The following is an 11919-nucleotide window of genomic DNA, read 5'->3' as shown; positions in this document are numbered from 1 at the left end:
GGGTGATTCCAATGCTGAAACTGCCTGGCTTATTGCGCGGGGATGCCCGCCGCACAAGCGGCCGCGCGACCCTTGGAAATCAATGCGCGCCGCGCCGCCGCATAGCCATCCTCGCGCCCGTCGCGGCGCAGGGTGCGCTGGGCCAGAATATCCTCTGCCTCGTCCAGGTAACCGGCGCGAATACCGCTGTCGATGGTCAGTCGCTCGAACACGTCGCGCTGGGCATGCGACCCGCCCGCGTCCTGCATCTTGGTGCGGGCGTTGGCCAGATTGATGAACGCGCGGTCGAACTCCGCCTCGCCAAAGGCCTCCAACCCTGCGGCGGCGGACAGCCCCGGATGCGCCATCGCCTGCTGCATGTCGGTGGCGCGGGTCTGCGCATCGCGGTGCAGGCGGCCCATCAGTGTGGCGATGTCCGCGTCGCGGTTGTCGCCCACCAGCGCCAGCATGTAGTGCAGATCGGCGAAGATCAGACAGCCGTCCTCTGTCCGATTGGCCGACAGGTCGGCCAGTTCCTCCCACCGGTCGCCGACGTTCACACCGTCGAGTTCCAGCCGCGACAGCAGCGATGTCGCGTTCGAAATGTCGCGGTAGTCGTCCGTCTTGTCCTTGCGGATTTCGCGGTCATAGAGGTCCAGCACAACGTCGGTCTGCCCCAGGTCGAGGTGCATCAGCGCCTTGTGCCACCAGACGTGATAGCGGAAGTTGTTGCAATGCGCCCACGCATCCTCGCGGCCGGTCAGCCACTTGATGCCGCCCGCGGCATCGGCGGTCATGTCGTGCACGTGGGCCACGGCGTGCAGGCCCCAGGCATCGTCCGGCGCGATCAGCATCCCCTCGCGGCCCACGGATTGCGCGCGGGCATAGTCGCCGGTTTCCTCCAGCGCGAAGGCGTAGCAGCCCAGCAGATAGCCTTTGCCCGCGTGATCCGTGCTATAAGCAGGCATCACCTGTTCCAGCGTCGCGCGCATCCCGGCGCCATCACCCAGCACGAAGCGGGTGGCGTGGTCGAGCTTCATCGCCAGCGCGTCGTCGGGGTGGGCGGCCAGAACGGCCTGGAAATGCGGCAGCGCCTGCGTCGGGTTGCCCGCGACCCAATGGGCCAGCGCGTCGATGAAATGCGCCTCGCGGGCGCTGACGGGCTGTGCTGCGGCAGCCTTGCGCGCCGCGGCCAGTGCCTCCTGCGCCGTGGCGATCAACTCGCGCCGTCCCAGCAGTGTATAGAACATGCCCTTGACCGCGTGCCCCAGCGCGAAATCGGGCGCGGCTTTCAGTGCTGCACCCAGATGATCCGGCGTGGCGGCACTGTGAGCCAGGAACGCCAATTGGCATTTGTTCCAGGCGTCGAGCGCCCCCTGATCGGTCAAGGTCGTTGTCTGGCCAAAGATATCCTGCATCGTCATTCCGTTCATAGGTTTGGCGCGGCATCGGTTACATTTGCCACCCGGTCGTGACCCACATAGCGATTTTTGCGGCGCGGGCCACTTAACAGGTCCGTGAATGACGGCCCTGTCAGTAATGTTTCAGTGGCGGATTTGCCTGTGCTGTCAAGGTTTTGGGCGCAACCGCCCCAGCACGTCAGCGGTGTCCTGCCCAAACCGGGGTGGGGCATGACGGTATGTCACAGGGGTTTTCGACATCTTCAGCGGATTGCCGATCACCCGCACCGCCCCATTTTCGGTCGCCGCGCACGGAATTTCGGCGATCATGTCACGTGCGGCCACCTGATCGGTGGCGAACACTTGATCGAGGGTCTGCACGGGGCCGACAGGCACCTTTACCGCCTCAAGCCCGGCGATGATGTGGTCCATCGTGCGCGCGGCCAGCAGCGGTTCCAGCGCCGCGATCAGCACATCGCGGTTGTCGAGCCGGGCGGGGTTGGTGGCGAAGCGGTCGTCCTGCGCCAGATGCGGGGCCTCCAGATAGTCGCAAAACCGCCGGAACTGTCCGTCGTTGCCCACGGCGACGATCACGTGGCCATCGCTCGCGGCGAAGACCTGATAGGGCACGATATTGGGGTGGCCGTTGCCGCGCCGTTTCGGCACCTCTCCTGTGGTCAGGTGGCTGACGCCTTCGTTGATCAGCCAGGCGATCTGGCTGTCGACGAGTGCGACATCGATGTGCTGCCCTTCGCCCGTCTTGTCGCGGTGGCGCAGGGCAGACAGGATGCCGACGCAGGCGTACATCCCGCACATCACGTCCGCCACGCCCACGCCGACCTTCATCGGCTCGCCGTCGGGTTCACCGGTCAGTGACATCATCCCGCCGTAGCCCTGCGCCATCAGGTCATAGCCCGGCTTGGACCTGTTCGGCCCGGTCTGTCCATAGCCCGAGATCGACGCATAAATCAGCGCCGGGTTCGCCGCGATCAGCGTGTCGGCGTCCAGCCCGTACTTCGCCAGCCCGCCCGGCTTGAAATTCTCGACCACAATGTCACAGGTCGCCGCGAGCGCGCGGATCGTGTCCTGCCCCTCTGCCGTCGTGATATCCACCGCGACCGACAGCTTGTTGCGGTTGGCGGCCATGAAATAGGCCGACAGATCGGTGCGGTTGCCATCCGTGTCATGCACGAAGGGCGGCCCCCAAGTGCGCGTGTCGTCGCCGTTGGTCGCCGGATTCTCGATCTTGATGACCTCGGCCCCCAGATCGCCCAGAAGCTGCGTCGCCGTCGGCCCCGCCAGAATGCGCGTCAGGTCAAGAATGCGAAGCCCGTCGAGTGCACCCGTCATATCGAACCCGTCATGTCATATCCGCCCGTCATAGGATTTGCGGTCGATCACCGCGGCGATCAGCGTAAAGGTATCCGCCCCCTGTGCTGCCTTCAATGCGTCTTGCAACTCCGCCCGCGACGTGACCGTCGCCCCGTTGCCGCCAAAGGCGCGCGCGATGGCGGCATAATCGTGGCCCATGAAATCGACGCCGGTATTGTTCATCTGCCGTTGCCGCTGTTTCAACTCGATCAGCGCAAGCGACTGATCGACGAACACGACGAAGATCGTGTTGTGGCCCTGCTCGGCGGCGGTCGACAACTCGCCTGCCACCATCAGGAACCCCGCATCGCCGGAAAAGCTGACGACGGTGCGGGCAGGGTCCGCGATCTTCGCCCCGATGGCGAGCGGGACGGCGCAGCCCATCGTGCACAGGCCAGAAGATTGCAGCAGGGTGCGCGGTGCCTCACAACCCCACATCTGCGACAGCAGTATGCGGTGCGCGCCGCTGTCCACCGTGGCGATGGTATCGGCGGGCAGCGCGGCTCGGCATTCCGCAATCACCCCAGCAGGGCCCCAGGTATCGTTCTGCGGAAAGGCCTTTGCCAGCGCGTCTTTCACCTTTGCCGGTGTGCCATCGGCCCAGCTTTCGCCGGGTGTGGCGGACGACAGCGCCTCCAAGGTGGCACCGGTATCGGCGATGAAACTCAGCGTCGCCTGATGCATGAAATGGTGGTTCGGTGCGGCTGTGATGTCGATCACGTTCACCTCTGCCACGTCCCAGACGTTCTGCCAGCCTGGCCGCATCTCGATCGGGTCGTAGCCCACGCAAAGCACCAGATCAGCCTGCCGGACCAGCGGGAGCAGATGGCTGTCCGCCAAGGGCGACAGCCCCGCCCCGCCCAGCGCAAGCAGGTGGCTTTCCGGGATCACGCCCTTTGCCTTGTAGGTGGTGATGACAGGCATCCCGTAGCGTTCGGCGAACTGCACGACCGCATCCGCCGACCCGTCCTTCAGCACGTCCAGCCCCACGATCATCACAGGTCGCGTTGCCTCCGACAGCCAGATGCGGGCCTGTTCCAGATCGGCCCCGGCGGGGGCGACCTTGCTGGCGACGGCGCGGCGTGCGGGTGTCGCGACGCTGGGCGCATCGGCCACGGAAATCGGCACGTCGATATGCACCGGGCCGGATCGCCCCTCTGTCGCGATGCCCAGCGCCTTTTCCGTGATCACTCCGGCAGCACCGGCATCCAGCGTGAACGTCGCCTTGGTGATCGGCGCAAAGACCGCGCGGTGATCCAGCACCTGATGGGTATAGCTCTGCGCCTCGCCCGCATCGACGCAGCCGGTCAGCACGATCAGCGGCACGCGGTCCTGTTCGGCATTGGCCACGACGTTGACGCCGTTCATGGCACCGGGGCCGACCGTGGCCACCATGATCGCGGGCGCGCCGTCCATGTGGTGCACGCCTTCGGCCATGAAACCTGCGGCGTTCTCGTGTCGCGTCAGGATGAACCGGATGCCCGCCTTTTCCAGCGCGTCGATCAGGGTCAATACCTCGCCGCCGGGCATGCCGAAAGCGTGGCGGCACCCGGCCTCGTACAGGCGTCGGGCCAGAACGTCGGCGGCGCGCAGGGTGTCAGTCATGGCGTCATTCCTTTTCAATCGGGGCAGGGTTATCGCGCGGCCGTGGCAATCGCCAGAAAAATGGCGTCAAGCTCTGCCGCCGCATTGGCGAGATCGTCCCCGCCCTCGTCGGCATAGGGCGCAAACACGAACGACGGTGTCTTGTAGGACAGGGTCGCGCGGCCTGCTGCATCTTCTGTCAGATACATCCGCACCGGTGCCTCGATCATCGCCGTGGTCGACAGGCCCAGAATGCGCACCGCAAAGCGGTTGTTGAACACGCCCACCACACGGTTGTTGGGGATCGTGATCCCACGGTTGGCGGCGGCCCCGGTCGGCCCGGCCTGCGTGACAACGGCCATGCCATTGGCGCGCACGGCGGTTTTCACGTCCTCCAGCAGCAGATCGAAGGGCTTGTCGCTGTCCATGACGACCCAGCCGTCGCGCGGGGTGACGGATTGGGCGGCGGCGGCGATGCCCCAGACAAGCAGAACACAGGTGATGATCAGACGCATGCGGTATCCCCTCAATTCAATCGCGCCGACAATCGCCGCGCCCGGGTGCGGCGTAAACTCACATTCGCGCCAGATGTGTTACCGCCCGCGCCCGGCGAACCAGACAGAGGCGACCCCCGCCGTCGCGATGATCGCCAGCCCGGCCAGGTTCAGCGCATCGGGGAAGTCGCCGAACACCGCTAGCCCCAGCACCATTGCCACCAATAGCTGGCTGTAGATCAGCGGCGCGATCACGCCCGCCGGTGTCGTTCGGCTGACGGAGACGAGGATCAGGTTGCCCCCGGCAGACCCCAGCGCGGAAATCGCCAGCAGGAAACCTGCATAGGGCGTGACCTGCGGCAGCGGCCCGACCGCCAGCGGTAACAGCACGACCGCACCGATCGCCAGTTGTGACAGCAGCAGAAACCGGGGCCGGTAGCTGCCCGCCAGCCAGCGCGTCGCCACCAGATAGGACCCGTGCAGGCACCCCGCCAGCACGGCGAAACCCAACCCCGCTGTCATCCCGAAGCCCGGGCGTACCACGACCATCACGCCGGCAAAGCTGAGGCACAACAGCAACGTGCGCGCGCGCGTGATCCGCTCGCCCAGCAGCGCCGCGGACAGAAAATAGGAAATCACCGGCCCGATGAAGAACGCGCCGAAGACGTTGGCCATCGGTTCGGTGCGCAGCGCGGTCAGGATGCAGGCGATGGCCAGTGCGATCAGCACCGCGCGCAGGATCACCGGCCACCGCAGAAAAAATCTCAACTCGCCGCGCTGCAACCCGGCGAACGGCAGGATCACGACCACCGCCACAGCGAACCGCGCCCAGGCCACGAAGAACGCGCTGAACCCCTGCGCGGTCAGGATCTTGCCCGCCGCATCGCCCGACACTATCAGCGTCATCGCCGCGACCACCAGGCCGATCACCGAAAGGGGATATTTTTGCTGCATGACCGATCCGTTACGCCGCGCATCGCGCCAAGGCAAGGCAAAGGGCTGGCATGACCGCGCGGGGCTGCGTAAGCTGCGGCAAACAACGGGAAGACAGGCCATGTTCGAAGGTATCCTCTCACTTTTCCGCGGCACGGAGCCGTCCGAAACCAAGCTGCCTCTGGCAGACGTACAGCACGCGCTGGGCGCGCTGCTGGTGCGTGCCGCCAAGGCCGATCACGCCTACCTGTTCGAGGAGGTGGAGCAGATCGACGACGTGCTTGCCGCGCGCTATGACCTCAACCCGGTCGAGGCGGCCAAGCTGCGTGCCTCCTGCGAAAAGCTGGAAGAGGCGATGCCCGATACCGCCGAACTGGCGGGCATCCTGCACGACGCCATCGACCTTGCCGAACGCGAGGCGACGGTCGCCGCGATGTGGCAGGTCGTCTTCGCCGACGGGATCGAGGAAGAGGAAGAGGACAAGCTGCTGCACGAGGTCGAGGCGATCCTCGGCGTCTCCCCCGAGGTCAGCAAGCGCCTGCACGACGCGGCGATGAACGCGCGCCCGGCCGCCCCCCGCGCCTGAGGAACATCCCATGGTCGACATCGCCACCCGCGTCTGGAACCACAAGTGGAAGATCGACCCCATCGTCCGCTCGTTGATCGACACCGATTTCTACAAATTGCTGATGTGCCAGTCCGTGTTCCGCAACAAGCCCGACACGCAGGTCACGTTCAGCCTCATCAACCGCTCCAAGCACATCCGCCTCGCCGATCTGGTGGACGAGGGCGAGTTGCGCGAGCAGCTGGACAACATCCGCTCGCTCTCCCTGTCGCGTGGCGAAAGCACGTGGATGCGCGGCAACACCTTCTACGGCAAGCGGCAGATGTTCTCTCCCGAATTCATGGACTGGTTCGAGAAACTGCGCCTGCCGCCCTACCATCTGGAAAAACGCGACGGCCAGTATGAACTCACGTTCGAGGGCACATGGCCCGAGGTCATGCTCTGGGAAATCCCCGCGCTGTCGACTCTGATGGAACTGCGCGGCCGCGCCGTGCTGCGCGACATGGGCCGGTTCGAACTGCAGGTCCTCTACGCCCGCGCCATGACGAAACTCTGGGAAAAGGTCGAGAAACTGCGCGAGGTCGAGGACCTGCGGCTGGCCGATTTCGGCACCCGGCGGCGGCACTCCTATCTCTGGCAGGACTGGTGCGTGCAGGCATTGAAGGAAGGGCTGGGCGACAATTTCACCGGCACGTCGAACTGCCGCATCGCCATGATGCGCGAGATCGAGGCGATCGGCACCAACGCCCACGAACTGCCCATGGTCTATGCCGCATTGGCAAAGGATGACGCCGCCCTGCGCCAATCCCCCTACGACGTGCTGGCCGACTGGCACGAGGAACACGAGGGCAACCTGCGCATCATCCTGCCCGACACCTTCGGCACGCCGCAATTCCTCGACGGCGCGCCCGACTGGCTTGCGGGCTGGACGGGGATGCGCATCGATTCAGGCGACCCCGCGACGGGGGCCGAGAACGCGATCGCCTGGTGGAAATCCCGCGGCGAGGACCCGCGCGAAAAGCTGGTGATCTTCTCCGACGGGCTGGACGTCGACAAGATCGTGAGCTTGCAGGCGCAATTCGCAGGCCGCGTCCGGGTGAGTTTCGGCTGGGGCACGATGCTGACCAATGATTTCAAAGGACTGGCGGAAGACGACGCGCTCGCCCCCTTCTCACTGGTCTGCAAAGCGGTCGAGGCGAACGGGCGCCCCACGGTGAAGCTGTCCGACAACCCCAACAAGGCGATGGGACCGGAAGCGGAGATCGCGCGGTACAAGCGGGTGTTCGGGGTCGGGGCGCAGCAGCGGGTGGAGGTTGTGGTTTAGTCCGAAACGCTCATCCATATTAATAAGAAAGATAGATACGAACAAACGATTGTAACTGCGACATTGAATAGCATATGCCATCGCATTTGAAATCCCTGCAGCCAACGATAGGAAGATCTAACTATTGCAAATGAGGCGGGGTCATTTCTGTGGGTTAAGAAGGATCCTGCAACTGCGAGCATATACACCAGCCCAAAAACAACAATAGGTTCACCAGCAACAAATCGTGTAGTTTGCTCTAAGATAGGATGCGGGTCAATTTTAATTTCGCTTCCAAGTCTTAGCAAAAATGTTGTAGATATTATAAATCCAAAGAATGCGAAAAAGTAGTTTCTGGTAGCTTCTATTCTTGATATTGCTTTTTGATCATAGTGCTGAAGTTCTGCCCTTGAAATTTCTAGTGACCTATCAATTTCATCTGTATTGAATTTTTTGATGTGTTGGGCACTGGAGGCATGGGATTTTTCGAAAGACTTTGCATATGCAAGTATGCCTGATGCACGAAAAAGAGCGCGCTCGTTGCGAAACCTTTTATAGCGTATCACGGCTCGATATAACGAGTGCTGTGTATCACTGATCCAAGAAACATCGTCGTCATTCTCAAGTATTGATAAAGATATAATATTATCATGACTAGGCTCATGATGTTGATGAATGTGAGAAACATCTTTAAGGAAGTAATATGATTGGTTCGCTACAACCTCTTCAATTTCAGGTCCTAGATTCTCTCGTTTGTCATCGGGAATATGTGTTAATGTGACTTTACCATTTCGCCACAACGAAAATTCAAAAATTGCAAGCGCACTATTTTGGATTAATTCTATCGCTTGGGTTGAAACTTCTTCAAAGCTAAATTCAGTAGAGTTCTTATTAATTGCTTTTCTAAATCTCGAAATATCAGTGCGGCAATCACTATTTGCAAAGACAGCGATTTGGCCTTTGAGTATATCATTCGTCAAGTAGTCGCCTAGGCAAATAAATGTAAACTTTCCGCTAATGCCAATTAAATGGTTGGCAAGTTTTTCTTGGAAAAACTTCCCAACTTCCCCCTTGTCCAAGTAGGGTATAACAACATCTAGCAGATCGCGTGTCTGCAGAAAAACTACACGCCTATTTTCGCGGCGAACACTGCTACGTGATGGAAAGTTTGTGAAGCCCATTGTATCGAACGACAAATGGCCGATTACTGTCGGTACCCAACCACAATATCTCATGAAAACTAAAAGCGCCGTCCAATCACATCTTCAATTGCTTCAGCACTTAACTTTTGCTGTCGCTGGAGCCTTTTTGTCTTCAAAGAAATTGCTAAACCATGGTCGGTACGGCGATCATTTGCAGGATTTTCAGTTTTCATTTCACCAGCGGCGGACCGAAAAGGGCTTCGATAAGCAAGTGCTCTGTTCGCTTCGTAAGCGCTACGACCGCTAGAAAAACCTCTCAAAGTAACTATAAGATAGGCTAAACCTATCAATCCTAGACCCACGCCAAGAGCAACTTGCGAAATTTCGACAATAATACCGCTCATGGAAACCTCAAAGACTCAAAATGCCGGGACAGCTACATCCCGGCGTGTGTACGAAAATACACACTAAAGTAGAAATGTAAAGAGCCCGTTGCCAGTACGCTTCATCATGAACCAACTTTGAACACACAGGTCCTTCACCCTTCCTCCTCAACAACATCCCCCTGTGCTCCGTCCGTCGTCTCTTGCACCACCTCCCCGCTGAAAACCAGCGCCAGCATGATCGGCACGAACCCAATCGGGATCAGAGCGTACAGAACGCTACGCAGGTTGAAGCCTTTGGGCGGGGTGGGTTTGCTTGGGTCGGACGTGGGGGTCACCTTGGTCAGTTCACTTGACCAACCGACACCCTGTCGCGGCGGTTCCATACCCGCGACACCCCCTCACTCCTCGACCTTCCCCCGCAACGCTTTCACCTCCCCCCGCACCTTCTTTGCCTTCAGCCGCCGTTTCACCGATCCATAGGTGGGTCGCGTCGGCCGACGCCGTTTGGGCACCTCCACCGCCTTGCGCATCAGGTCCACCAGCCGGTCGCGCGCGATTTCGCGGTTGCGCGCTTGGGATCGTGTCTCCTGCACAAAGATCACGACCGCCCCGTCCTTCGTCCAGCGTTGCCCGGCCAGCCGCCGCAACCGGGTCTTCACCGGCCCGGGCAGGTTGGGCGACCGCTCCGCCTCGAACCGCAACTCGACGGCGGTGGACACCTTGTTCACGTTCTGCCCGCCGGGGCCGGAGGCGCGGGTAAACTGTTCGGTGACTTCCCAGTCCTCGATCGTGATCTGATCGTTCACCTTCATCGCGTCGCTCATCGCATTATCTTGCCCAAAATACTCGCCCGCCGCAGGCGTCCCGAAGTCTGCAAGGCGGTGCACGCCCGGTGCACGCGCTGTGCACGCAAATCATACCGGCAAAATGCCCAAGAAAAAGGGCCACCCCGACGAATGGGATGGCCCTTTCCTGAATTACGGAGGTGGGTCGGTTAGGATCACCACCTTGGGTTTCTCCTAGCCAGAGGTTGCTCTAGCCAAGGCTCCCCCAAGTTGTCCCGACACACTTCTCCAATACCTCATGATGCACTGGATCACCTCCTTTCAATGTTTCGCCTGACACCGAAGTTGGCATAGATCGGGTATATTTCAAGTGAAAATATACCACAGGTCGCGATTAAGTGCTGGGCTGTGCAAAACGCCCGACAATGAGGCGGAACGGCACCAAAGCGAGCAGCGCGATCCCCAGCTTCACCCCCCAGTCCGCGACGGCCAGCGTGACCCACAGCGGCACCTGCGGCCCGGTGTTCATGAAGGGGGCCATGTCCTGCGCCCAGATGACCTCTTCCGCGGCCATGGCGCTCAACCCGTTGAAAATACTGGCGAAGGCGATGGAGAAAAAGATCACCGTATCGACGGTAGAGCTGATCAGCGTGGAGCCGAGCGGCGCCGTCCACCACGATCCGTGCCGCAGCCGGTTGAACACCGCCACGTCAAGCAGCTGCGCCACGCCGAACGCACAGGCCGAGGCGATGGCGATCCGCACCGCGACCGCCGGATAGGTGAAACCGTCGCCCTCCAGCATGATCTGGCTGCCGATCAGCGAACAGACGATCCCGGTCACCAGCCCGGCCAGCACGACCCGGCGCGCGGTGGCGGGTCCGTAGAGGCGGTTCATAATGTCGGTCACCAGAAACGCCAGCGGATAGGTGAACGCCCCCCAGGTCAACAGACCGTCGAGGATCAGGAATTGCACGAGGATGTTGGAGGCGACCACGATGATGGCCATGGCGAGAACGCCGGGAAGAAGTCTGGTCATGGGATGTGTTCCGTTTTGACAAGGGTGCGGCACTTGGCCCCCGGCGATCCGGGGACGCCGCCGTTTAGGACCGCGCCGCGCAGCCGTCAACCGTCGATGCGGTATTCGACCAGACGGGTCTTCTGCATGCGTCCGAAGTTGTCGTCGCTGACCAGGGTGATGACGAACCCGTCGCCATTCGGCCAGACGCTGATCCCTTCCAGATTGCCTGCGCTAAAATATTCGGTGACCAGCGTTTCGACGATACCGCGTGCAGGGTCGGCGCGGCGGATGCGTGTGTGAAACCCCGGCCCCGCAAAATCACGTTCCAGCAGGTAAAGCAGGCCATCCGGGCCGAAATCGGCCCCGACGATGAGGAAACTGCCGCTGCGGGGGACCGTGGCCACGACCTGCCACCCAGACGCGGGGCTTGCAGGATCGAACCGGAAAAGGGGAAACGGGCTGTCGAACCGACCGGATCTTTCCGGCAACGCATAAAGCCGTCCCAGCCCGTCGATGGCGAGGCTTTCAAGCGCCGCGTTCGACTGGAACCTATCGAATGCGGGCGTATGCGGCAGGGGTGTTTCGGTGTTGTCGGGCGGGTTGATCCGGCTGACGCGGTCCTGACCTTCGAACGAGACGTAGACGGTGCCGTTCCGGGCGATGGCCAGCCCTTCGCTGTCCAGTCCGCGCCGCTCCGGGTTTTGCGCGACAGTCGTGCCGATGGGGCTGATGTCGGTGACCGTGACCTGCGCGATCTGCCCGTCCGCATCACGCGCGATGTCAGCGGCGATCAGGAAACCCCGATCGGACAGCGCGACAAGGCTGGTCCCGTCGTCGGCGACCTCCAGCCCCGAAAGACCGCCGAACCGGGCGTCGTCGTGCGTCCAGAGATATGTCGCCGTGTCGGCATGCGCCGCAACGCCCCAGAGGAGCGTTACGACCAGACAGATGCGGTGCAT

At 61.6% G+C, this 11919-nt stretch carries 12 protein-coding genes; 2 read left to right on the top strand and 10 right to left on the bottom strand.

Annotation, left to right across the window (positions count from 1 at the left end):
• Positions 1–29: 29 nt before the first annotated feature.
• The 5 genes from AC04PH_RS00275 to AC04PH_RS00255 form a co-directional block, all read right to left on the bottom strand.
• Positions 30–1397 carry a tetratricopeptide repeat protein gene (locus AC04PH_RS00275; protein WP_483063741.1) on the bottom strand — a complete coding sequence of 456 codons (1368 nt, stop codon included), beginning with the start codon at positions 1395–1397 and terminating at the stop codon, positions 30–32.
• Positions 1398–1547: 150 nt separating this feature from the next.
• Complete coding sequence (locus AC04PH_RS00270) at positions 1548–2729, bottom strand: CaiB/BaiF CoA transferase family protein (protein ID WP_483063740.1); 1182 nt, start codon at positions 2727–2729, stop codon at positions 1548–1550.
• A 15-nt stretch (positions 2730–2744) separates the two neighbouring features.
• Positions 2745–4355 (bottom strand): thiamine pyrophosphate-binding protein, encoded by a 1611-nt coding sequence (locus AC04PH_RS00265; protein ID WP_483063739.1) that lies wholly within the window; start codon positions 4353–4355, stop codon positions 2745–2747.
• A 29-nt stretch (positions 4356–4384) separates the two neighbouring features.
• On the bottom strand, positions 4385–4849 hold the full coding sequence (locus AC04PH_RS00260; RefSeq protein ID WP_483063738.1) for a DUF302 domain-containing protein: 465 nt from the start codon (positions 4847–4849) through the stop codon (positions 4385–4387).
• Between the two features lie 78 nt (positions 4850–4927).
• Positions 4928–5782 (bottom strand): DMT family transporter, encoded by an 855-nt coding sequence (locus tag AC04PH_RS00255; protein WP_483063737.1) that lies wholly within the window; start codon positions 5780–5782, stop codon positions 4928–4930.
• A gap of 100 nt (positions 5783–5882) precedes the next feature.
• On the opposite strand from AC04PH_RS00255, the gene AC04PH_RS00250 reads away from it, so the two are divergent.
• Positions 5883–6347 (top strand): tellurite resistance TerB family protein, encoded by a 465-nt coding sequence (locus tag AC04PH_RS00250; protein WP_483063736.1) that lies wholly within the window; start codon positions 5883–5885, stop codon positions 6345–6347.
• 10 nt (positions 6348–6357) lie between these two features.
• Complete coding sequence (pncB, locus tag AC04PH_RS00245; protein WP_483063735.1) at positions 6358–7650, top strand: nicotinate phosphoribosyltransferase; 1293 nt, start codon at positions 6358–6360, stop codon at positions 7648–7650.
• On the opposite strand, the gene AC04PH_RS00240 is transcribed toward pncB, so the two are convergent.
• The 5 genes from AC04PH_RS00240 to AC04PH_RS00220 form a co-directional block, all read right to left on the bottom strand.
• Positions 7647–8810: a hypothetical protein gene (locus AC04PH_RS00240; RefSeq protein ID WP_483063734.1), complete on the bottom strand. Its 1164-nt coding sequence runs from the start codon at positions 8808–8810 to the stop codon at positions 7647–7649. The genes pncB and AC04PH_RS00240 overlap by 4 nt on opposite strands.
• A gap of 59 nt (positions 8811–8869) precedes the next feature.
• Entirely contained in the window at positions 8870–9175 is a 306-nt protein-coding gene (locus tag AC04PH_RS00235; RefSeq protein WP_483063733.1) for a hypothetical protein, read from the bottom strand.
• Between the two features lie 380 nt (positions 9176–9555).
• Positions 9556–9969: an alternative ribosome rescue aminoacyl-tRNA hydrolase ArfB gene (arfB, locus tag AC04PH_RS00230; protein WP_483066115.1), complete on the bottom strand. Its 414-nt coding sequence runs from the start codon at positions 9967–9969 to the stop codon at positions 9556–9558.
• A 367-nt stretch (positions 9970–10336) separates the two neighbouring features.
• A complete protein-coding gene (locus AC04PH_RS00225; protein ID WP_483063732.1) occupies positions 10337–10978 on the bottom strand; it encodes a queuosine precursor transporter in 642 nt (213 codons plus the stop codon).
• 86 nt (positions 10979–11064) lie between these two features.
• Positions 11065–11919 carry an esterase-like activity of phytase family protein gene (locus AC04PH_RS00220; RefSeq protein ID WP_483063731.1) on the bottom strand — a complete coding sequence of 285 codons (855 nt, stop codon included), beginning with the start codon at positions 11917–11919 and terminating at the stop codon, positions 11065–11067.

Source organism: Yoonia sp. KMU-150 (assembly GCF_056858355.1).
Note: the sequence above shows the minus strand (reverse complement) of the source record. Positions and strands in the feature narration are given on the sequence as shown.